This window comes from Pseudomonas eucalypticola, assembly GCF_013374995.1.
Classification (GTDB): domain Bacteria; phylum Pseudomonadota; class Gammaproteobacteria; order Pseudomonadales; family Pseudomonadaceae; genus Aquipseudomonas; species Aquipseudomonas eucalypticola.
In genome coordinates this window covers 3,725,600-3,747,619 of record NZ_CP056030.1, presented here as the reverse complement: position 1 = coordinate 3,747,619, position 22,020 = coordinate 3,725,600, and the positions used below count along the sequence as shown (strand labels likewise).

The following is a 22,020-nucleotide window of genomic DNA, read 5'->3' as shown; positions in this document are numbered from 1 at the left end:
GGGGCCGTGCGAAGCTCAGGAACGGCCCTGCGTGCAGCATTAGTGGGGGGCTGGTGTTTTCCCAAGCTTCGCCCGGCTCAAGGCAGGGCCTTGAGGTTACTTGAGCAGCGTGGCGAACCGGTCGATCGCCAGGGTGTAGCCCTGAGTACCAAAACCTGCGATCACGCCCACCGCCACCAGCGACACGTAGGAATGGTGGCGGAACGATTCGCGCTTGTGCACGTTGGAAATGTGCACTTCCAGCACGGGCACTTCACACGCGATCAACGCGTCGTGAATGGCCACCGAGGTGTGGGTCCAGGCGCCGGGGTTGATGACGATACCGGCCACGCGGCCGCGGGCCTGGTGTATCCAGTCGATCATCTGGCCTTCGTGGTTGGTCTGCTTGCATTCCACGGCAAAGCCGTGGCCCTCGCCGTGGCGGGTGGCCATGGCTTCGACGTCGGCCAGGGTCTCGTGGCCGTAGACCGCCGGCTCGCGCAGGCCGAGCATGTTCAGGTTGGGGCCGTTGAGTACCAGGATGATATTGGACATTGTGTGTTCCTTGTAATGACAGGCGAATAGCGATAGCAGGTTACAGGCGGCGCTCAGGATAACGGTAAACGCGGGGCAATACGAACCATCGGGGCGATGACAGATTTTTCATCTGGGAAGGTGAAAGATGTTATATCATAACCACCTTCACCCGCCGACATTGCCACGACCATGCCCTTGCCGTTTACCCGCACCGCCTTCGTTTCAGGAGGCCGCCGATGATTACCTGTCAACAGCTGCAATGGGGACCGGCCGCGCGTCCGTTGACGCCGCCCCTGGACATGCACCTGCCCGCCGCCAGCTTCACGGCGGTGATCGGCGGCAATGGCTGTGGCAAGAGTAGCCTGCTCAAGTGCATCGCCGGCCTGCAGCGGCCATTGGCAGGCACGCTGCAGGTCGCGGCGCGCACCGGTGGCATTGGCTACCTGGTGCAGCAGCAGGCCATCGACCGACAATTTCCCATCAGCCTGGGCGAGTTGGTCAGCGCCGGGTTCTGGGGCAGCCGGCTGTCGCGCGGCGAGCGTCGGGTGCGCTTGGCGCGGGCCCTGGACGACTGGCGCTTGAATGGCCTGGAAAAGCGCCATTTGCAGGCGCTGTCCGGGGGCGAGCTGCAACGCGCGCTACTGGCGCGCCTGAGCCTGACCGAGGCGCCGCTGTTGTTGCTGGATGAGCCGGACGCCAGCCTCGATGAGGCCAGCCAGAGCTTGCTATGGCAGCAGATGCTGCAATGGCACCACCAGGGTCGTACCCTGGTGCTGGTGTGTCATGACCTGGCCGCGGTGCGCGAGCGCGTCGACCAATGCCTGTTGATCGCCCCCGAGGGCTGCCGCCTGGACCACAGCGCACAACTGATTGCTGGCGCCAGCCTGCGCAAGGTGGCCTGATGCTTGCGCACCTGTGGCAACCCTTCGTTGAATTCGCCTTCATGCGCCGTGCCCTGTTCGGCGGCCTGCTGCTGGCCGCCAGCGCCGCGCCGCTGGGGGTGTTCCTGGTTCTGCGGCGCATGAGCCTGATCGGGGACGCTATTGCCCACGGCATACTGCCCGGCGCGGCCACCGGCTTCTGGATCGCCGGCCTGTCGCTGCCGGCGCTGACGCTGGGCGGCCTTACCGCTGGCCTGGCGGTGGCCGGGCTGGCAGCCTGGATCAGCCGTAACACCGGCTTGCGTGAGGACGCCAGCCTGGCGGCCATTTACCCCATTTCCCTGGCCTCTGGTGTGCTGATCCTGGGCCTGGCCGGCAAGCGCCTGGATTTGCTGGGCCTGCTGTTCGGCTCGGCCCTGGCGGTGGACAAGACCACCCTGGACGCCATGGTCTGGGTGGCCATCGGCAGCCTGGCCGTGCTGGCGCTGATCTACAAGGCGCTGGTGCTGGACAGCCTCGACCCCTTGTTCCTGCGCAGCGTCAGCCGCTTCGGGCCGCTGGCCCACGGCCTGTTTCTGGGCCTGGTGGTGCTGAACCTGGTGGTGGGTTTCCAGGCCATCGGTGCCCTGATGATGGTGGGCCTGATGATGCTGCCCGCCACCGCCGCCCGGTTCTGGAGCCGTCGTTTGCCGGTGCTGTTGCTGTGCGCGGCGCTCCTCGGCTGCCTGTCGGTATGGCTGGGGCTGCTGGTGTCCTATTACCTGTCGCTGCCCAGTGGTCCGGCGATTGTCGTGGTGGCCGGTGCCGGCTACCTGTTGTCCGTGCTGTTCGGCCCGGTGCATGGCGTATTGCGCCGTGACGGTTCGCCCATTCCCCAGTGAGTCTGATCATGCGTGTGTTGATTGTGCTGTTGTCCGTATTGCTGCCCGTACTGGCCCAGGCCGCCGACAAGGTCAAGGTGGTGACCAGTTTCAGTATTCTCGCCGACATGACCCGGCAGATCGGCGGCGACTACATCCAGCTGGAAAACGTGGTGGGCCCTGACCAGGACGCCCATGTCTACGAGACCTCGCCGGACGATGCCCGCCATGTGCAGCAGGCCGACCTGATCATCGAGAACGGCCTGTCGTTCGAGCCTTGGCTGGACCGCCTGGTAACCAGCAGCGAAACCACCGCCAAGGTCATTAAAGCCAGCCAGGGCGTGCTGCCGCGTACCCTGGATGAAGAAGGCCAGACCGTGCCCGACCCCCATGCCTGGAACAGCCTGGCCAATGCCGAGGTGTACGCCGGCAATATCCTGCGCGGGCTGACCCAGGTCGACCCTGCCCATGCCAGCCAATACCAGCGTAACCATGATGCCTACGTGGCGCAGATCCGCGCGCTGTTGGCGGTGGCCAGGCAGACGTTCGACAGCCTGGCCGAAGGCCACCGCCGCATCGTCACCTCCCACGATGCCTTCGGTTACCTGGGCCAGGCTTACGGCATCCAGTTCCTGGCGCCCCAGGGCCTGAACACCGAGCGCGAGCCGTCGGCCGGTGAAGTCGCGGCACTGATCCGGCAGATTCGTGCCGACCACATCAAGGCGGTGTTCATCGAGAACATCGAAGACGCCCGCCTGCTGCGCCAGATCGCCGACGAAAGCGGCGCGCGCATCGGCGGCACCTTGTATTCCGATGCGTTGACCGCCAGCGGCCCGGCCAGCACCTACCTGGGTTTCTACCGCGCCAACATCGAGACCCTGGGCAACGCCCTCAAGGATTGATTGCGTTACCACGCCCCACCGCGTACACCACCGACGCGGCCAAGTCCGCTGGATGGTTGCGCTACACCAGCTTCTGGTGAATTTGCCGCGTCAGCGCTTCCACGCGCTCGGTCAATTGCCGGGTGGTTTCGGTCAGCTCGGTGTTCTGTTCCATCAACTGCAACAGCAGGGCCGTGTTCTGCTCCGCCCGTTCCTGGCGCTCCATGTTGGCCTTGGCCAGGTCCTCGCGGTGCAGGGCGTCGGCGTCGGACTGGGCCTTGTCGCGGGCGGCCTGGCGGGTTTGTGCCAGCAGGATCAACGGCGCGGCGTAGGCCGATTGCAGGCTGAACGCCAGGTTCAGCAGAATGAAAGGGTAGACATCGAACGCCACCAACCCGGTCATGTTCGCCGCCACCCACAACACCACCACCAGGGTCTGCGCGCCGAGAAACGTCGGCGTGCCGAAGAAGCGGGCGAACGCCTCGGCTTTCAGGGCGAAGGTGTCATTGCCAAAGGTGGTGTTCAGGTGGTCGTGTGGGCGATGAAAGCGCAGGTGGTCTTTCAGAGGGGTGGACATGCACAGCTCCAGCGTTTCAGAGGGATACCCGACCATCTAAACACACTGCCTGCTCCCCCAACATGAAGCCCGCAGGATGCAGAACGCCTGCCGCAACAGGGTCTTATCATGCACTTTGCATGATCTCGCAAAAGGCCGTCGCGCTAACGTATTGAATAGTAAAGGTATTGTTTTTTGCCCTGGCTGGCACGCCCGCTGCACTAACCCCAGTGCATGCCTTACCGACTGTTTGCCAGGAGCATCACAACAATGATTACCCAAGCTGAACTTGCCACTGCTACCGAGGGGTCCAACCACTCGGGTGTTTCATGGGCAGCGATTTTCGCCGGGGCCGCCGCTGCCGCCGCGCTGTCGCTGATTCTCATCCTGCTGGGCTTCGGCCTTGGCTTCTCGGCCGTGTCGCCGTGGGCCGGGGAGGGTGCCAGCGCCAAGACCCTGGGCATTTCCGGGATCGTCTGGCTGGCCGTGACGCAGATCATCGCCGCCGGCATGGGGGGCTACCTGGCTGGGCGCTTGCGCGTCAAATGGGCCACTGTGCACGGTGACGAAGTGTATTTCCGCGACACCGCCCATGGCTTCCTCTCCTGGGCCGTGGCAACCCTGGTCACCGCTACCCTGGTGCTCGGCTCGGTCAGCAGCGTGGTCGGTGGTGGCGTGAAAGCAGGCGCCAGCATGGCCTCCGGCGCCGTCACCGCCGCCAGCGCCGCGGCGGGCAGTCAGGCTTCCGGCGGTAGCGACCCGTTCGGCTACTTCGTCGACACCCTGTTCCGTGACGACCGTCCGGCCGCGGTCAGCGATGACGCTGCCCACGCCCAGGTCACCCGCGTATTCGCCCGCACCATCAGCAACAACGGGCAGTTGAGCGCTGAAGACCGTGCCTACCTGGCGCAACTGGTCAGCCAGCGTACCAACCTGACCCCTGAACAGGCGCAGCAGCGCGTGGATCAGGTCTATGGCCAGGCCCGCCAAGCTGTGGAAGACGCCAAGGTAGCGGCTCAGAAAGCCGCTGATACCGCCACCAAAGTGGCTGCCTGGACCTCGCTGTGGATGTTCGTAGCGTTGCTGTGTGGTGCGTTCTTCGCCAGCCTGGCCGCTACCTTCGGTGGCCGTCGCCGCGACGCCGTGGTGCTGGTGCACAGCGAAACCTACTCCACCACCGCCCCCATTCGTTAATCAAGGAGCATCACCATGCGCTCATTACTGCTGTTTTTCCTCGGTGTGCCAATCCCTGTGATCATCCTGATCGCGCTGTTCATGCACTGATTACCGCTGTCGCCTGACCCGCCGCCCCTTGCCAGTAAGGGGCGGCTTTTTTTGGTATGAACGTTGAGATTTGTACAAGCCTTGTATAGGATTTGCCTCAGGGCTTGGCACTTTGACATCGCTGCGTTCAGATGCTGTCCAATTGAGCCCAATAACAACAATACCCGACACGACGCTGCTGTGGCTTGCGGGCCAGCGATCGACAAGTACGTCTGTCTGCTCATGGTCGAGCATCAACCTCAACCTTGTGCACACGAGACGCTGACCATGCTATTCAATTCCGGCCTGCGCCAGGCCATCGCTGACCTTGAACATCACAACGCCCAGCAATCCAGCCTGCTGGCCGCCATCGAGCGCTCCATGGCCGTGATCGAGTTCGATCTCAATGGCGTGGTGCTGCGCGCCAATGACAACTTCCTCAAGACCGTCGGTTATCGGGCCGACCAGGTGGTGGGCCAGCACCATCGCATGTTCTGCACCCCCGAGTTCGCCCGGAGTGCGCCCTACAGCCAATTGTGGGCGCGGCTCAAGGCTGGTGAATTCGTGGCCGAAACGTTCGAGCGGGTAGACGCCACGGGACGGCGGATCTGGCTGGAGGCCAGCTACAACCCGGTACGCAACGGCCAGGGGCAGGTGGAGAAGATCATCAAATTCGCCACCGACGTCACCGCACGGGTCCAGTGCGAAAACGAGGCTCAGGGCAAACTGCACGCCATCGACCGCGCCATGGCGGTGATCGAATTTGAACCGGACGGTCGCATCATCACCGCCAACGCCAACTTCCTCGCCCTGACGGGCTACACCCTGGCCGAGATCAAGGGCAAGGCACATGCCCTTTTCTGCCCGCCCGCCGTGGTGCGCGACAAGGGCTACCAGGACTTCTGGCGGCGGCTGAATCAGGGTGAGTTCTTCAGCGGCCAGTTCGAGCGCCTGGGCAAGCAGGGCCAGGTGTTATGGCTTGAGGCCAATTACAACCCGGTGTACGACGCCAGCGGGCGCTTGGCCAAGGTGGTGAAGTTTGCGTCCGATATCACCGCCCGCATCGTCAAACAGCGCGCAGATGCGCAGAGCGCGGCACGGGCCTATCACATTTCCACGGATACCCGCCGTGCGGCAGAGCAGGGCACTGAGGTCATCCACCAGGCAGCCGGGCAGATGCGCGATATCGCCAGCGATATTGACCAGTCTGCGCAGCTGTTGGCGCAATTGGGTGAACGGTCCGAGCAGATCACGGCCATCGTCAATACCATTCGTGGCATCGCCGACCAGACCAACCTGTTGGCGTTGAACGCCGCGATCGAGGCTGCCCGGGCAGGTGACATGGGCCGTGGCTTTGCGGTGGTGGCCGACGAGGTACGGCAACTGGCAGGGCGTACCAGTGGTTCGACAGCGGAGATTTCCGCGATGATCGACCGTATTCAACAGGAAACCCGCCTGGCCATCGCCAGCATGGAAGCCACGCGTGAGCAAGCCGGGCGCAGCGTGGCCCTGGCCGACCAGGCGGGGCAGGTGATCGTGCAGATCTGCGAGGGTGCCAGCCGCGCCGTTGAGGCCGTCAGTATTTTTGTCGGGGAGCAGGCTTAGCGTTGGTGCTTCACGAATTGCTGGGAAATTTATCGCACCACCGCAGATCTACAGTGAGCAAGCAGAGCGGACTAGGTGATGTCCCAGGCAAAACTGGCCCGAAACAGATGTGGGACCAGGCTTGCCTGGGAAGCGCTGCGCGGGCGGCGCTCGATTTTAAGGGCGCAGGAAAAACCAACGCATGCACCTAGTGGCCCTGGCGTGGTTGCAAGAAGGACCGACAGATGTTCGTCGGGGCTCCTGGTTGGAGATCGCATCAGGGCTTCCAGGTGCCAGGCGATGTTGTTGTGTCGCTGCTGAGAACGAGCGCCGTCCGCACGGCGCTTCCCGGGCAAGCCCGGTCCCACATCTGTTTCGGGCCAGTTATGCCTGTTAGATCACCTGGTCCGCCTTGTTTGTTCACTACAGATCCTTGAAGGCTCCACCCACTTTCCCGGCAATCCGTAAAGAACCTTAGATTTGGTTGGGCGGTCTCGCGCTTCAACCGCTGGGCGAAGCACGGGCGTCAGCCGCCCCCTGTCTAGGAGACGGCCAGCATCGGCTGCGAGTACTGCGCAAACCGCACGTTGTCACTCTGGTCCACGAGTTTTTTCAGTCGCTCGTTGAACGCTCGGTTCACCCCGTACTGGCCCCCGGAGATCGTGCGGAACTGGGCGGTCAACGAGATGCCGTTGAGGTCCATCTTGTCCACGCCGAACACCTGGAGCGGGCCCTGCAGGTTGTGTTTGAGCACGATGTCTTCGCTGATGGAGCGCCCGGCCTCCCGGATCAGTTCCAGCGCGGTGTCGATGTCACTGTCGTAGCTGACCTGCACCGAGAAAAACGCATAGGCGAATTGCCGGGACTGGTTGGTGACCGCCTTGATCTGGCCGAACGGCACCGAGTGCACGAAACCCTTGCCATCGCGCAGGCGCAAGGTGCGGATGGTCAGGCTTTCCACCGTGCCGGCGTGACCGGAGTCCAGCACCACCCAGTCGCCAATGGCGATGGTGTCCTCGATCAGGATGAACAGCCCGGTGATCACGTCCTGCACCAGTTGCTGTGAGCCAAAACCGATGGCCAGGCCCACCACCCCGGCACCGGCCAGCAACGGTGCAACGTTGATGCCCAGGTTGGCCATGGTGGTGATGGCACAGATGACCACCAGTACGATCTTGATGGCGTTGCGCACCATGGGCAGGATGGTCTTGACCCGGGTGCTGGGCTCGCGCCCGGCGCGCTTGCCCACCGCGGGCTTGAGGGCTTCCTGGATGGCCGTGTCGATCACCACCCAGAGCAGCCAGGTCACCAGCAGGATCAGGCCGATGCTGCTCAGCGAGTCGCTGATGGCCCGGCCCAGGCTGTTCCTGGCCGCGAAGCCCAGGATTGACACGCCCCAGATCCGTCCCAGCAGCTCGATGAACGCCACTGCCATGGCGATGCGTGACAGGGCATGGGCCAGGTTGCGGAGCAATTCCACATAGGGGCGCACGCGTTGGCGTGGTGCGGCTTCGCCCGGTTGGAACAGGTGCTGCAACAGCGTACTCAGGAACACTGTGCCGACCAGCAGCAGGGTGGTCAGCATGGCGCTCTGCAGGGCCCGCTGGCTTTCGGCACCAGCGCCGATCAGGTGCACCATGGACACCAGGATCATCAGCAGAATCGGCAGGTACCACACCCCGGAGAAAATCCGCAGGGTTTCCTGCACGGCGCGGTGGTGCAGGCGCTGGTTCAGCGAGCGGTTGCGGATCAGGTGCGCCACCGGCCGGCGCATGCGAATCACCAGCACGGCGAAGGCCAGGGTGGCCAGCAGGCCGCACACCACCGCCAGGCTGGCGGTGATGTTGCCGCCCAGTTGGCGGGCGATCTGCGGGCTGTTGAGGGCGTCACCCAGGGCCGCGAGAAAGCCGATCACGAATAACCGCCGCGGCGCCCGCTGGCGCAGGATGCGCACGGCGGTGCGCTTGTGGCCGGAATCGAACAGCACGATCAGGCACAGGATGATGGAACTCGACACCAGGCCACTGCTGGTGGCATAGGCCAGGCACAGCGCCAGGGCGCGGGCCACGGACACGTCCAGGTAATGGCTGATGGTCAGGGTCAATGGCAGGCTCACCAGCGCTGGCGCGGTAAAGGGCAGCAGGTAGCTGAGCAAGCCTTGGACCCGGGGCCGCTGTACGATGAACCGGCGGCGGCCCAGGCGCTTGACGACCAGATGGCCCAGCAGGCTCAGGCTGCCGAAGATGGCCACCCAGCACAAGGTCAGGATAGAGAAATCGCCGGCCATGCCCAGGGCGGAACTGGCGTCATGCTGGTCCACCAGGCTGCCGACTTCGTCGGCGGCGCGGTCGGCGCGCAACCGCCAGCTGTCCACCAGGTGGCCGTCCAGGTCGAGATTGTCCTGTACATCGTCGATGCCCGATGACAGCGCTCCCAGCAGCCCGCCCTGCACCAGCACCTCGGGCTTGGCCGGCGCACCGGCCGCCGGGGCCGTGGCGGCACTGGCAAGCCCCAGGTTGACACTGAGCACCGTGCCCAGAACCCACATCAGAATTGGTTTGGCCTTCGTGGATAACACCCGATTTCTCCTTGGTTACCGACAGGGGTCTCCTGAAACTGATCGACAAATGGCGCGCAAGTTCGGCGCTTGCTTGATTGAGGGTGGCGATTGTGGGAGGGCAGACAGGTATTCGGCGCTAGGGGGCGGGGATATTCTCCAGAGCGAGCGCTGTGCGAACGCCCCTTGATCTCAGGCCCCCGCAGAACCACGGCCAACCGCACGCGCTTGCATTTTGGCCCTCGCGGCACCAAGGTAGGCCAGACTTTGTTCAGCGAGATAAGGCTGTCTCCGATGTCCTCCAGTACCACGGCTGTCCAGGCGGAGCCTGGCAAGTACGAATTCTTTTCCACCCGCGTGGCCTTTTTCATCGCCGGGTTCACCATGTCGGCCTGGGCACCGCTGGTGCCGTTGGCCAAGGCCCGGGCGGGCCTGGACGACGGGATGCTGGGCATGCTGCTGCTGTGCCTGGGCGCGGGGTCCATCATCACCATGCCCGTGGCCGGCTACCTGACGTCGCGGCTGGGCTGCCGGCGGGTGATCCTCGCCGCCGGCGCCTTGCTGTGCCTGGTGATGCCGCTGCTGGCCACCGCCGCCAGCCCCTGGCTGCTGATGAGCGCGGTGTTCGTGTTCGGTGCCGGCCTCGGCGGCCTGGATTGCGCCATGAATATCCAGGCCGTGCTGGTGGAACGTGCCAGCGGTCGCGCAATGATGTCCGGCTTTCATGGCCTGTTCAGTGTCGGCGGCATCGCCGGTGCGGCGGGCATGACCGGTTTGCTGAGCCTGGGCATGGCGCCCTTGCCGGCGGTGCTGGTGGTGATCGCGCTGGCGGTGCTGGGGCTGCTGTCGGCGGCGCCGCACCTGCTCAACTTCGGCAATGGCGAGCCCGGCCCGCTGTTCGCACGGCCCCGGGGCATCGTGCTGTTCATGGGCGTGCTGTGCTTCATCGTGTTCCAGGCCGAAGGCGCGGTGCTGGACTGGAGCGCGGTGTTCCTGGTGGGCGACCACGGCATGGACCCCCGCTATGCGGGCCTCGGTTACGCCGCGTTCGCCAGCACCATGACCGTGGGCCGGCTGACTGGCGACATGATCGTCACGCGCCTGGGCGGCGCCCGTGTGGTGATCATGGGCGGGCTGGTGGCGGCGCTGGGCCTGGCCCTCTCGATTCTGGCGCCGGACTGGTCGCTGGCGCTGCTGGGCTACGCCCTGGTGGGCGCCGGGTGTTCGAACATCGTGCCGGTGCTGTTCACCGCGGTCGGCCGGCAGAAGACCATGCCGCAAAGCGCGGCCATCCCGGCCATGACCTCCCTGGGTTACGCTGGCATCCTCATCGGCCCCGCGGCCATTGGTTTCATCGCCCACGCCAGCAGCCTGGCGGTGGCCCTGGGGGTGATGGTCCTGCTGCTGAGCTTCGTCGCGGCCAGTGGTCGGGTGCTGGCACGGGTGTGAACGCAGGATCCGCAGGGGTGGTCTAGTGTCCTGACACCTGACCACCCAGGGGGACATACCCATGAAGCTTGAAGGTTCCTGCCACTGTGGCGCTGTTGCGTTCAGCCTCGACAGCGCCCATCCGTATCCGTACCAGCGTTGTTACTGCTCCATCTGCCGCAAGACCCAGGGCGGGGGCGGCTATGCCATCAACCTGGGGGGCGATGCCAAGTGACTGCACGTGACCGGCCGCAAGCACATCTCCATCTATCATGCTCGAATGAAAGAGAAAGGCGACAGCCGCGCCCACGCCAGCACCGCCGAACGGCATTTCTGCAACCAGTGCGGCACGGCGCTGTGGCTGTTCAGCCCCGAGTGGCCAGACCTGATTCACCCCTTCGCCAGCGCCATCGACACGCCTTTGCCCGTGCCACCGGAGCATACCCACCTGCTGCTCGATTCCAAGGCGCCGTGGGTGGAGGTGGATGCCAAGCCCGGGGACAAGCAGTTCCAGGGCTACCCTGAAGAGTCCATTGCCCAGTGGCATGAGCGTTTGGGGCTGGTCACACCCCGCTGACCGAATCAGTTCAGGCTGTTCTGGCGCCACTGGCGCGGGCTGACGCCGAACCAGCGCTTGAAGGCGCGGGAAAAGGCGCTGGTCTCCGAGTACCCCAGCAACGGCGCCAATTCGCTGATGGACAGGTTCGGCTGGCGCAGGTATTGGCGCGCCAGGGCCTGGCGGGTCTGGTCGACCAGTTGGCTGAAACTCAAGCCATGCTCGCGCAGACGTCGCTGGAGGGTGGAGTCGGTGAGCTCCAGCTGTTCGGCGATCAGTTCCAGCACCGGTTCGCCCTGGTGCAACACCGTGCGGATTATCTGGCGCGCCTGTTCGAGCAAGTCGGGCCCCAGATCCACCTCACCCAGTTGCCGAATCGCATCCTTGACCAGCATCAGCAGTACCGGGTCATGGCCCGGCATCAGCTTGCCCTGCAGTTCATGCTTGGGAATGAGGATGGCATTGCAGGGTTGATCAAACCGCACTGGCGCGTCGAACACCTCGCGGTGCTCTTGCCAATCCATGGGCCGGGCATGCTCGAACTGTACCTCGCGCGGTGCCCAGCGCGGGCCCAGTACGTGCCGCACCAGGTTCATGGCCATGCCCATGGTCAACTCGGCGTCCTGGCGTTTTTCCAGGATGGCGCCGTGGCGCACCTGGTAGTCGAAACGGTAACACTCGCCCTGGTCCACCAACTGGATGAGTGTGCTGTGCTGATGATACGGAAAAGCCTCGGCGAAGTTGACCAGTGCTTCCTCCAAGGTGGCTGAGCACAGCCCCACGTAGCCCAGCAGGCCAAGGGCCTGGGGCTTGAATTGTTCGCCGTAGCGCAAGCCGAAGTTGTCGCAACCCGTCTGGCGCGCGGCTTCTTCCAGCACCTGGCAATAGTTGGGCAGGGCGAGGCTCAGGGTGGGGTGGCGCAGTTGCTCGGCGTCGATGCCGGCGTGCCCGAACACCCGGTCCAGGTCGCCGCCGTGGTGGGTAATAAAGTGGTCCAGGCCATTGGCGGCGGCCGACAGCACCCCACGGTTGTTCGCCCGCGAGCCTGGTTGCGCGGCGGGGGAAAACAGGGACGGGGTCATGGCGGTTACCTTTTCAGCGCTCATCATGAAAAAACTTCAAGCAAGAGTTGTTCCGGGTTCAACAGCGCGCCGGGGTAGAGCGTTCTGGGGACCGGCGCAATAGTCCAGGCCGCTGCACAGTGGGAAGATCGGTAACTGCTTGCTCGTCATTCCTGGCCCGCTCCTGCCCCAAGAGTGCCGATTCGGTGCACAGCACCTGGGGCGTGCTCCGCCATTGCGCACCCACCGGCAAACTTGACCGCAGGGCACGAAAACCGGCTTTGACCGGTCAAGTCTTGCAAGCGAAGGCTTCGATAAGCTGGTGCCCAGGCATCCTCTCGAAGGTACGACACAATGAGCAGCACGCAACTCAAACCGACTTTGGGCACCCTGCACCTGTGGGGCATCGCCGTGGGCCTGGTGATTTCCGGCGAGTACTTTGGCTGGAGTTATGGCTGGGGCACTGCCGGCACCCTGGGCTTTCTGGTGACCACGCTGATGGTGGCGGTGATGTACACCTGCTTCATCTTCAGTTTCACCGAGCTGACCACTGCCATCCCCAACGCGGGTGGACCGTTCGCCTACAGCCTGCGTGCCTTCGGCGTGGGCGGCGGGATGATCGCCGGCATGGCCACGCTGATCGAGTTCGTGTTCGCCCCGCCGGCCATCGCCATGGCCATCGGTGCCTACCTGAACGTACAGTTCCCGGGCCTGGACCCCAAGTGGGCCGCCGCCGGTGCCTATGTGGTGTTCATGACCCTGAACATCGTCGGCGTGAACATCGCCGCCACCTTCGAGCTGATCGTCACCGTGCTCGCCGTGCTGGAACTTTTGGTGTTCATGGGTGTGGTCGCCCCCGGCTTCAGCTTCAGCAACTTCGTACTGGGCGGCTGGGCGGGTAGCGACACCTTCAGCTTCGGCGCCTTGTCCGGTGTGTTTGCCGCCATCCCATTCGCCATCTGGTTCTTCCTGGCCATCGAAGGCGCCGCCATGGCTGCCGAAGAAGCCAAGGACCCGAAGAAAACCATTCCCCGCGCCTACATCTCGGGGATTCTCACCCTGGTGGTGCTGGCCATCGGCACCATGGTCTTCGCCGGTGGCGTGGGCGACTGGAAAGCCTTGTCAAACCTCAACGACCCGCTGCCCCAGGCGATGAAAACCGTGGTGGGCAACAACTCCAACTGGATGCACATGCTGGTGTGGATCGGCCTGTTCGGCCTGGTCGCCAGCTTCCACGGCATCATCATGGGTTACTCGCGGCAATTCTTCGCCCTGGCCCGTGCCGGCTTCCTGCCCGCCGGGCTGGCCAAGCTGTCGCGCTTCCAGACCCCGCACCGCGCTATCCTGGCCGGCGGCGTGGTGGGTATCGCCTCGATCTTCAGTGACGGCCTGGTCAACCTGCAGGGCATGAGCCTGACCGCCGCCATGATCACCATGTCGGTGTTCGGCGCTATCGTGATGTACATCATCAGCCTGTTGAGCCTGTTCCGCCTGCGCAAGACCGAGCCGAACCTGGAACGCAGCTTCCGTGCCCCCGGCTACCCGGTAGTACCGGCCATCGCCCTGGTATTGGCGCTGGTGTGCCTGGTGGCGATGATCTGGTTCAACGGGCAGATCGCCTGCGTGTTCGCCGGCCTGATGCTTGCAGGCGCAGTGTTCTGCAGGATCGTGCTGGGCCGTGGCGCTGCCCGCGCGGCACTGGCCAGCAACGCATGACAAAGGAGTGACGCAATGAGTGGTTTCGTGCATACCGCGGGTGGCCAGCTGTGGCGCTTCGACAGCCTCAAGGAACTGATGGCCAAGGCCAGCCCGGCGCGTTCCGGTGACTACCTGGCCGAGGTGGCGGCCAGCAGCGACGCCGAGCGCGCAGCGGCGCAGATGGCCCTGGCGGATGTGCCGCTCAAGCGCTTTCTCAATGAAGCGTTGATTCCCTACGAGGCGGACGAGGTGACCCGGCTGATCCTCGACGGCCACGACGTGGCGGCCTTCGCCCCGGTCAGCCACCTGACCGTGGGTGGCTTTCGCGACTGGTTGCTGGGCGACGAGGCCGATGAGGCCAGCCTGCGCGCCCTGGCGCCGGGCCTGACCCCGGAAATGGCCGCGGCGGTGTCCAAGATCATGCGCGTGCAGGATCTGGTGCTGGTGGCGCAGAAGATCCGCGTGGTCACCCGCTTTCGCAACACCGTGGGCCTGCGCGGGCGGCTGTCGACCCGGCTGCAGCCCAACCACCCCACGGACGATCCCGCCGGCATCGCCGCCAGCGTGCTCGATGGCCTGCTGTACGGCAACGGTGACGCCATGCTGGGCATCAACCCGGCCACCGACAGCCTCAGCGCCATCACCGAGCTGCTGAAGATGCTTGACGGTGTGATCCAGCGCTACGAGATTCCCACCCAGTCCTGCGTGCTCACCCACGTCACCTCGTCCATCGCCGCCATCGAGCGCGGCGTGCCCCTGGACCTGGTGTTCCAGTCCATCGCCGGTACCGAAGCGGCCAATGCCAGCTTCGGTATCAGCCTTGAGCTACTGCGTGAAGGCTACGAGGCAGGCCTGAGCCTCAAGCGCGGCACCGTGGGCAAGAACCTCATGTATTTCGAGACCGGCCAGGGCAGCGCGCTGTCCGCCAATGCACATCACGGTGTCGACCAGCAGACCTGTGAAGCCCGTGCCTATGCCGTGGCCCGGCATTTCAAGCCGTTCCTGGTCAATACCGTGGTCGGTTTCATCGGCCCCGAGTACCTGTACAACGGCAAGCAGATCATCCGCGCCGGCCTGGAAGACCACTTCTGCGGCAAGCTGCTGGGCGTGCCCATGGGCTGTGATATCTGCTACACCAACCATGCCGAGGCCGACCAGGATGACATGGACATGCTGTTGACCCTGCTGGGGGTGGCCGGTATCAACTTCATCATGGGCATTCCCGGTTCCGACGACATCATGCTCAACTACCAGACCACCTCGTTCCATGATGCCCTGTACGCCCGCAAGACCCTGGGCCTGCGGCCCGCACCGGAATTCGAGGACTGGCTGGCGCGCATGCAGATCATGACCCAGGGCGACGGCACCCTGCAGCTGGGCAAGGGCTTGCCACCGGCCTTTCGCCAGGCACTGGCGCAGTTGAAGTGAGGGCCACGCGATGACTGACGAACACAAGCAACCGGCCCAGGCCGACCCCTGGCAGCCACTGCGCAGCCTGACCTCGGCGCGCATTGCCCTGGGGCGCGCCGGCACCAGTTTGCCGACCGCCGCGCAGCTGGATTTCCAGTACGCCCATGCGCAAGCGCGGGACGCCGTGCATACGCCGTTCGACCGTGATGCGCTGGCCGCCCAGCTCAATGGCCAGACCCTGCTGCTGCACAGCGGCGCCAGCGACCGCCACCAGTACCTGCAGCGCCCGGATCTGGGCCGGCGGCTGGATGAGGCCTCGGCGCGGCAACTGGATGAGCACCGCCAGTTGAACCCCGATGGCTACGACCTGGCGGTGGTCATCGCCGATGGCCTGTCGTCCCTGGCGGTGCACCGCCACAGCCTGCCGATGGTGCAGCGCATCGATGAACTGGCCGCCGCCGAGGGCTGGCGCCAGGCGCCGGTGAGCCTGGTGGAGCAGGGCCGGGTGGCGGTGGCCGATGAGATCGGCGAGCGCCTGGGCGCGCGCATGGTGGTGATCTTGATTGGTGAGCGGCCGGGGCTGAGCTCACCGGATAGCCTGGGGCTGTATTTCACCTTTGCGCCCAAGGCGGGGCTCAACGACGCCGCGCGCAACTGCATCTCCAACGTACGGCTCGAAGGCATGAGCTACGCCATGGCCGCGCACAAACTGCTGTACCTGATGCGCGAAGCGTGGCGGCGGCAGTTGTCGGGGGTCAACCTCAAGGATGAGGCGCAGGTGCCGGTGCTGGAGGGCGAGACGGGCCCGGGGAATTTTCTGCTGGGCTGACGATAGGGTGCCGCGTCCCGAGCTTCGCCCGGTCGGGGCAAAGCTCGGCACGCCGTATCAGCGCCCGTACCGCCGCACCACACTGGTGTTGCCCAGGATATGCCCCTTGATCTGCCCCAGCAGTGCCTCGCGGGTGAGCCCGGCCGGTAGGGCATCGGGCGCCAGGTCCAGGGCGTACACCTGTATCACGTAATGGTGCGGGTTCTCCCCCACTGGCGGGCATGGCCCGCTGTAGGTGGTCAGGCCCTTGCTGTTGGTGCCGCCCAGGCCTCCGGCGCTGCCCTCGAGGCCATCACCGGTAATGCCGTAATGCACCCAGTGGTCCACCCCCAGGCCTTTCTGGCCATCGGGGTCGTGCAGCACCACGGCGAAGCTCCGGGTGCCGGCCGGTGCGTTGCTCCAGCTCAAGGCCGGCGCCACGTTGTCGCCGCCACAGTCGCCGGTGTTGGCAGCATTGGCCCGGCTCAGCAGGGCGTTGTCGGCACCGTCCGGGGTGGTCAGGGTGAAGGCCGCTTGTGCTTGAGCCAGCAAGGGCAGGCTCAGGCACAGGGCCAGGGTGAACGCGCGAGGCAACATGGAACGTCTCCTTTTATCCAGTTGCCTGCCAGTCTAGAAGTCAGTCGGCCTGGGCGAAAGTTTTCAGCGAATCGCCGGCCAGGCGATAGCGAATCCACTCGGGCTGCGCAGCGGCGCCAATCGACTCGTAGAACTGGATGGCGGGTTCGTTCCAGTCCAGTACGCTCCACTCCAGGCGGCCGCAACCGCTGTCGTGGGCGATCTGCGCCAGGCGCTTGAGCAGTGCCTTGCCGGCGCCCACACCGCGGTGCTTCGACGACACGTACAGGTCTTCCAGGTACATGCCCTTGCGCCCTAGCCAGGTGGAGTAGCTGAGGAAATACAGGGCGAAACCCACGGCCTCGCCATCGAGTTCGGCGACCAGCGCCCGGGCATAGCCCAGCGGGTCCTGCAAACTGTGGCGGATATCGTCGATGCTGGCGATGACCTCGTGCTCGGCTTTTTCGTAAATGGCCAGTTCCGTGATGAAGCCCAGGATCAGCTCGGCATCGGCGATGGTGGCAGGGCGAATATTCAGTGACACGGCGGTTCCTCTGAGCGGCGATGTAGGGGTAGCCGCCTATTGTGCCTCAACAGCCCCGTCAGTGGTGGCAGCATCCGCCCTGGGGCTCGCCTTCGTATTCATCGTGCAGCCGTACCCAGTCCATGATCGTCACTTCGTTGCGGCCCTTGGGTGTCAGGTCCAGCAGGTTGTAGGCGCCGACCAGCATGTCCAGGCCACGGGCGTAGGTGGAGTAGGTGTGGAACACCCGGCCCTGGTCGTCCTTGTAGAACACGCTCAAACCGGGCATCTCGCCAGCGGCTTCCATGGGCTCGTAGTTGTAGGTCATCTGCCCGTCGGCCTTCTGCTGGTCGCTGGCGGCAACCTGGAAGTCCACATCGAAGTCGCTGCCCAATGATGATACCCAGTCGAAGTGCCAACCCATGCGGGCGCGGTAGGCGTGCAGCTGGGCCAGGGGCGCATGGGATACGGCCACCACGGCCACATCGTTGTGGGCCAGGTGCTGGTTGGGGCCATCCAGGTGGTCACTGAGCAGCGAGCAACCGGTGCAGCCTGCATCCCATTCAGGGGCGTACATGAAGTGGTAGACGATGAGTTGGCTATGGTCGCCGAACAGCTCGGCCAGGCTCATCGAGCCGTTGGGCCCCTGAAAATGGTAGGGCTTGTCGACCAGCACCCACGGCAGCTCACGCCGCTCCTGGGCCAGGCGGTCACGTTCACGAGTCAGGGCTTTTTCGTGTTCGAGGTGGTGGAGGCGGGCGGCGAGCCATTGTTCGCGGGAAACGACAGGGTGGTCCATGACGGGTACTCCAAAGGAAACCGACCCTTCCGTTATACCAGCCAACGGCGGTGCTCCCTGCCTGGGCCGACCTGTGGACGCCTGCGGCAGCGCGAGGCACGTCTTCCGTTGATGGCAGATTGCCCACCGACGAACAGCATTCAAGAACGCGCCAGCAGCGCCGACAGGTGGCATGAAGCATCGCCTTTACGCACGAGGAAAGGGATGTCCCGGCCGCTACCGTGGCGCTGCAACGCGCAACGGTAAGCTGAAAGCGGGACGCGCCGGGCCTGCTCGCGGCTTTCAGCCTGCCGCTTGCAGCTCCCGAAGGGCCTCCCACAGGCGTTCATCGTCGAAGTCGTCGATGACCAGGTGCGCGCCGGCCGCCAGCAGTGCTTCGCGGCTCTGGCTAGTGGTCAGGCCCACGGTGAAGACGCCGGCCTTGACGGCGGCGGTCAGGCCCGGCACAGAGTCTTCGAAGGCCATGGCCTGTGACGCCTGGGCGCCCAGGCGTTCCAGGCCGGTGAGGTAGGGCAGGGGATCGGGTTTGGCCCGTGGCAGTTCTTCGGCGACCACCACGCTCTTGAAGCGGGGGGCGATGCCCAGGGCGCCGAGCATGTGGTCGGCGTTGGCGCGTGGGGCGTTGGTGACGACCACCATGCCAATACCCTGTGCGTCGGCGAAGTCCAGCAGTCGGGGCAGGCCGCGCAACGGCGCCAGTTGCGGGGACAGGTGGCGGAACCGCGCTTCCTTGCGGTCGGCGAACACCTGGTGTTCTTCCACCGAGCGGTCGGGGAACAGGTTGCGGCACATGTCGGGGTTGGCCCGGCCGCTGCAATGCAGCACGAAGTCATGCTCGGTGAAATCCCGGCCCTCTTCGGCCAGCAGTTGCTGGATGGCCAGCAGGTGCAGTTTGTCGGTGTCGGTGAGGGTGCCGTCGAGGTCGAAGAGCAGGGCGGTAAGCATGGCGATATCCATTCAAGGGGGTCGAGATGCACAGGCTGAAAGCATTGAGCGGGCCATCCTAGCAGGTGTTGCCTGAGGCGTCAGGCATTGCGCCAGCCCCTCGATTGCTGTCGATCAATTTAGGGCTGATGTTGTTTGGCTATTATTCAGGACCGGCTTTTTCAACGGCCGGGCCACCAGGAGTTGCCCATGCTACAAGACGTTTATGCGCTGACGCCTGCGACCGCGCGGTTGGACCCCATCAGCCGGTTGCCGGACCGTGTGCAATTCGCCGCCGATCTGGAGAAACTCGCCTGCCAGCATCCCGGGCAATCTCGCACCCTGGTGCTGGTCGATGCATTGGACATGGCGTGGGCCCATGGCATGACCCTGGCCATGGGCCTGGCGCCGTTCGAGGACATCATCCGTTGCATCACCTCGCGCCTGCATGAGCAGCTCGACGGCGTGGTGCAGGTGTACCACATCGGGGTCAAGCGCTTTGGTTTCGTGCTGGCCGCCACCGGTGACGACTTTCCGGCCTTCATCGAGGGCTTGGTAGACAGCCTGCGCAGGCCGATTCTGTTGGATAGCCTGCCGATCCGCCCCACGGTGCGCGCAGGCAGCGTCGATTTCGCGTTGAACACCGAAGCCGTGGGCGATGTGCTGCGCAAGGCCATGTACGCGGGTGAACTGGCGTTGCGGGCCGGTCTGCGCTGGGCGCCGTTCGACCCGGTGCGTGACGCCGCCTACCGCCGCGCGTTCTACCTGTTGGCCGACATTGCCGAGGCCCTGGCCGACGGGCAGCTGAGCCTGCGTTTCCAGCCGCGCTTCGCCATCGCCGATGGCGCCCAGGTCAGCGCCGAGGTACTGCTACGCTGGCAGCACCCGCGGCTGGGCGCGGTGTCGCCGGCCGAGTTCATTCCGGTGCTGGAGCGCAACGGCATGATCCATGAGGTGACCCGTTGGGTCATCGACAGCGCCCTGGTCCGCCTGGCGCAATGGCAAGGCCAGACCTTCGGCCAACTGTCCATCAACCTCTCGCCCATGGACTTCGACGGCCACGATGTGAGCGGCACCCTGCGGCGCCTATGCCATGCCCACGGCATCGATCCCCAGCGCCTGGAAGTGGAGATCACCGAAGGCGAGTGGCTGCGTTCCAACCCGCGGGTGCTGGGTGAGCTGGCACAGATCCGCGCCTTGGGCATCGACGTGGCCATCGATGATTTCGGCTCTGGCTACAGTAACTTTTCCTACTTGCACGAGATCCCCGCCAACGTGGTCAAACTCGACCAATCCATGGTCACCGGCATCGAAGGCAACCCGCGCTACCAGAAGATCGCCCGTTCCATCCTCAACCTCGCCCGCGAACTGGGCTACCGCACCGTGGCCGAGGGCGTGGAAACCTTCCGTTGCTTGCAGATGATCCGCGAGTTTGGCTGCGACGAGGCGCAGGGGTATTTCTTCGCGAAGCCGATGGATGAAGGGCAGTTCCTGGCCTGGAGCGAAAGCGGGGTGTTTCCGTTAGCGCAATAGGCACGGTCGCAAAGGCGCCAGAAGCCTTGAGCCATGCACCTGGCAGCCCTGACCCAATCTCAAGCCAAACAAACAAGGCGGTCCAGGCAATGGCACAGGCATAACTGGCCCGAAACAGATGTGGGACCGGGCGAAGCTCGGGAAGCGCCGCGCGGGCGGCGCGCGGTCTCAAGGGCGCAGGAGAAATCCAAGCCATGCACCTAGAGGCCATGATGCGGTTTCATGACTGGCTTTTAGGGCCCCGCTGGAGATCTCATCATGGCCACCAAGCGCTAGTCGATGTTGTTGTCGCGCCCTTGAGACCGTGCGCCGCCCGCGCGGCGCTTCCCGGGCAAGCCCGGTCCCACATCTGTTTCGGGCCAGTTATGTCTGTGGGATTGCCTGGACCGCCTTGTTGGTTTGGCTGGGGATTGGGTCAGGGCCGCCAGGTGCATGCCTTGGTTTTTCCGGCGCCCTTGAGACCGTGCGCCGCCCGCGCGGCGCTTCCCGGGCAAGCCCGGTCCCACATCTGTTTCGGGCCAGTTATGCCTGTGCCATTACCTCGACCGCCTTGTTTGTTTGCCTTGGAATTGGGTCAGGGCCACCCGGTGCAGGTGAGCTTTTTCGCGGCTGTCACCGCCGAAGATAAGCGCTGAAGTCGATCTCCCCCGCGCTCAGGATCGCCTGCACCCGATTATGCACGTTCAACTTGCGCAGTATCGCCGACACATGGGCCTTCACCGTTGTCTCGGCGATGTCCAGGTGCCAGGCGATCTGCTTGTTCGACTCGCCCTTGGCCATGCGCTCCAGCACCTGCAACTGCTTGCGGGTCAGCGCCTCGAGCAGTTCCACCGTCAACCCCGGCACCGCCGTGCCCGGTTGCGGAGGGCGGCTTGCGGTGCTGCGGATGATGTCGGCGGGGAGGTAGACATCGCCGTCCAGCACCTGGGTGATGGCCGTGGTCATCTGTGCGCGCGGCGAAGACTTGGTGATGAAGCCGGCGGCGCCGTAGGTGATGGCCTGCAGCACCACCTGCTTGTCCTGCTCGGCGGATACGATGACCACCGGGATGGTCGGCGCCTGGTTGCGCAGGGTCAGCAGCCCCGCCAGCCCGTGCATGCCGGGCATGTTCAGGTCCAGCAGAATCAGGTCCAGGTCATCGTGGCCGCCGCTCATCGCCAGGGTGGTCTCCAGGTCGGCGGTTTCCAGCACCTCGCAGCCGACGAAGGCGTCGACCAATACGCGAGCCATGGCTTCGCGGAACAACGGGTGATCGTCGGCAATCAGGAATCGGTACATGGGCGCAAATTCTTGTTGTGGGCAACGGGCCTGGAACAGGGTATCACAAGGCGCGGACCCACTTGGCACGGGGGGCCGGGGACGGGCTGGCGGCGTGGGCCAGGGTGGCGATCAGCAGGCCCAGCGTAAGGCCGGCCAGGGCTTGGCAGAGCAGCGAGGCAAGAACACGAATCATGGCGGGCAGGCTCTTTCTAGTTATGCGGGCATTACAGGCGCGGTGCGGCGTTTTGCCTATGCTACTTTGGCACGTCATGCCAGTACCAAAGTAGTAGTCGGCACGGCGCAGGCAGGCTGCGCATTGCAGTGCTGATGCTTTACCCTGACCGCA

20 protein-coding genes and 2 pseudogenes are annotated in these 22,020 nt (G+C 64.7%); 12 read left to right on the top strand and 10 right to left on the bottom strand.

All coding sequences use genetic code 11. The features are described from left to right. Positions 1-96: 96 nt before the first annotated feature. Positions 97-534 carry a type II 3-dehydroquinate dehydratase gene (gene aroQ, locus HWQ56_RS16610; protein ID WP_158152565.1) on the bottom strand — a complete coding sequence of 146 codons (438 nt, stop codon included), beginning with the start codon at positions 532-534 and terminating at the stop codon, positions 97-99. 218 nt (positions 535-752) lie between these two features. Here aroQ and HWQ56_RS16605 point away from each other — a divergent pair, with 218 nt between their 5' ends. The 3 genes from HWQ56_RS16605 to HWQ56_RS16595 are packed head-to-tail and all read left to right on the top strand — an operon-like array spanning position 753 to position 3,159. Continuing rightward, positions 753-1,418, top strand: a complete 666-nt coding sequence (locus HWQ56_RS16605; RefSeq protein ID WP_176571200.1) for a metal ABC transporter ATP-binding protein — start codon at positions 753-755, stop codon at positions 1,416-1,418. Next, positions 1,418-2,278, top strand: a complete 861-nt coding sequence (locus HWQ56_RS16600) for a metal ABC transporter permease (protein WP_176571199.1) — start codon at positions 1,418-1,420, stop codon at positions 2,276-2,278. Before HWQ56_RS16605 ends, HWQ56_RS16600 begins: the two co-directional genes overlap by 1 nt. A gap of 8 nt (positions 2,279-2,286) precedes the next feature. Then, positions 2,287-3,159, top strand: a complete 873-nt coding sequence (locus HWQ56_RS16595; protein ID WP_176571198.1) for a metal ABC transporter substrate-binding protein — start codon at positions 2,287-2,289, stop codon at positions 3,157-3,159. 61 nt (positions 3,160-3,220) lie between these two features. Here HWQ56_RS16595 and HWQ56_RS16590 read toward each other — a convergent pair whose 3' ends face one another. Continuing rightward, positions 3,221-3,715: a DUF1003 domain-containing protein gene (locus HWQ56_RS16590; RefSeq protein WP_176571197.1), complete on the bottom strand. Its 495-nt coding sequence runs from the start codon at positions 3,713-3,715 to the stop codon at positions 3,221-3,223. Positions 3,716-3,964: 249 nt separating this feature from the next. On the opposite strand from HWQ56_RS16590, the gene HWQ56_RS16585 reads away from it, so the two are divergent. The 3 genes and pseudogenes from HWQ56_RS16585 to HWQ56_RS29495 all read left to right on the top strand — a co-directional run bounded on the left by HWQ56_RS16585 (position 3,965) and on the right by HWQ56_RS29495 (position 6,562). Continuing rightward, positions 3,965-4,888 (top strand): hypothetical protein, encoded by a 924-nt coding sequence (locus tag HWQ56_RS16585; protein ID WP_176571196.1) that lies wholly within the window; start codon positions 3,965-3,967, stop codon positions 4,886-4,888. A 312-nt stretch (positions 4,889-5,200) separates the two neighbouring features. Then, positions 5,201-5,968: pseudogene (locus tag HWQ56_RS29500) on the top strand (PAS domain-containing protein); the annotation flags it as partial. Further along, a complete protein-coding gene (locus tag HWQ56_RS29495; RefSeq protein WP_425331971.1) occupies positions 5,957-6,562 on the top strand; it encodes a methyl-accepting chemotaxis protein in 606 nt (201 codons plus the stop codon). The pseudogene HWQ56_RS29500 and the gene HWQ56_RS29495, both read left to right, overlap by 12 nt. 520 nt (positions 6,563-7,082) lie before the next feature. Here the strand turns inward: HWQ56_RS29495 and HWQ56_RS16575 are convergent. Then, positions 7,083-9,089, bottom strand: coding sequence for a mechanosensitive ion channel family protein (locus HWQ56_RS16575; RefSeq protein ID WP_176572418.1), 2,007 nt, complete (start codon positions 9,087-9,089; stop codon positions 7,083-7,085). Between the two features lie 303 nt (positions 9,090-9,392). Between HWQ56_RS16575 and HWQ56_RS16570 the strand changes: the two genes are divergently transcribed. Together HWQ56_RS16570 and HWQ56_RS16565 are read left to right on the top strand one after the other, a co-directional pair. Next, the gene (locus HWQ56_RS16570; RefSeq protein WP_176571194.1) at positions 9,393-10,547 is read left to right on the top strand and encodes an MFS transporter; all 1,155 of its coding nucleotides are present in this window, start codon (positions 9,393-9,395) and stop codon (positions 10,545-10,547) included. A gap of 61 nt (positions 10,548-10,608) precedes the next feature. Continuing rightward, positions 10,609-11,103, top strand: a pseudogene (locus HWQ56_RS16565) (GFA family protein). Positions 11,104-11,108: 5 nt separating this feature from the next. Here the strand turns inward: HWQ56_RS16565 and qhpR are convergent. Then, positions 11,109-12,164, bottom strand: a complete 1,056-nt coding sequence (qhpR, locus tag HWQ56_RS16560; protein WP_176571193.1) for an AraC-like transcriptional regulator QhpR — start codon at positions 12,162-12,164, stop codon at positions 11,109-11,111. A 333-nt stretch (positions 12,165-12,497) separates the two neighbouring features. Here qhpR and eat point away from each other — a divergent pair, with 333 nt between their 5' ends. The 3 genes from eat to eutC are packed head-to-tail and all read left to right on the top strand — an operon-like array spanning position 12,498 to position 16,080. Continuing rightward, positions 12,498-13,859 carry an ethanolamine permease gene (gene eat, locus HWQ56_RS16555; protein WP_176571192.1) on the top strand — a complete coding sequence of 454 codons (1,362 nt, stop codon included), beginning with the start codon at positions 12,498-12,500 and terminating at the stop codon, positions 13,857-13,859. Between the two features lie 15 nt (positions 13,860-13,874). Further along, positions 13,875-15,269 (top strand): ethanolamine ammonia-lyase subunit EutB, encoded by a 1,395-nt coding sequence (locus HWQ56_RS16550; RefSeq protein WP_176571191.1) that lies wholly within the window; start codon positions 13,875-13,877, stop codon positions 15,267-15,269. 10 nt (positions 15,270-15,279) lie between these two features. Then, positions 15,280-16,080, top strand: coding sequence for an ethanolamine ammonia-lyase subunit EutC (gene eutC / locus HWQ56_RS16545; protein ID WP_176571190.1), 801 nt, complete (start codon positions 15,280-15,282; stop codon positions 16,078-16,080). Between the two features lie 57 nt (positions 16,081-16,137). On the opposite strand, the gene HWQ56_RS16540 is transcribed toward eutC, so the two are convergent. From HWQ56_RS16540 to HWQ56_RS16525, 4 genes are all read right to left on the bottom strand, one after another. Beyond that, positions 16,138-16,656: a YbhB/YbcL family Raf kinase inhibitor-like protein gene (locus HWQ56_RS16540; protein ID WP_176571189.1), complete on the bottom strand. Its 519-nt coding sequence runs from the start codon at positions 16,654-16,656 to the stop codon at positions 16,138-16,140. Positions 16,657-16,696: 40 nt separating this feature from the next. Then, entirely contained in the window at positions 16,697-17,179 is a 483-nt protein-coding gene (locus HWQ56_RS16535; RefSeq protein WP_176571188.1) for a GNAT family N-acetyltransferase, read from the bottom strand. Between the two features lie 58 nt (positions 17,180-17,237). Continuing rightward, entirely contained in the window at positions 17,238-17,957 is a 720-nt protein-coding gene (locus HWQ56_RS16530; RefSeq protein WP_176571187.1) for a DUF899 domain-containing protein, read from the bottom strand. Positions 17,958-18,239: 282 nt separating this feature from the next. Next, positions 18,240-18,902, bottom strand: coding sequence for an HAD family hydrolase (locus HWQ56_RS16525; protein WP_158158955.1), 663 nt, complete (start codon positions 18,900-18,902; stop codon positions 18,240-18,242). A 189-nt stretch (positions 18,903-19,091) separates the two neighbouring features. Between HWQ56_RS16525 and HWQ56_RS16520 the strand changes: the two genes are divergently transcribed. Then, the gene (locus HWQ56_RS16520) at positions 19,092-20,414 is read left to right on the top strand and encodes a putative bifunctional diguanylate cyclase/phosphodiesterase (RefSeq protein ID WP_176571186.1); all 1,323 of its coding nucleotides are present in this window, start codon (positions 19,092-19,094) and stop codon (positions 20,412-20,414) included. 612 nt (positions 20,415-21,026) lie between these two features. Here HWQ56_RS16520 and HWQ56_RS16515 read toward each other — a convergent pair. Beyond that, positions 21,027-21,692 carry a response regulator gene (locus HWQ56_RS16515; RefSeq protein WP_176571185.1) on the bottom strand — a complete coding sequence of 222 codons (666 nt, stop codon included), beginning with the start codon at positions 21,690-21,692 and terminating at the stop codon, positions 21,027-21,029. Positions 21,693-21,735: 43 nt separating this feature from the next. Further along, positions 21,736-21,867: a hypothetical protein gene (locus tag HWQ56_RS29280; RefSeq protein ID WP_267903673.1), complete on the bottom strand. Its 132-nt coding sequence runs from the start codon at positions 21,865-21,867 to the stop codon at positions 21,736-21,738. Positions 21,868-22,020: the final 153 nt, after the last annotated feature.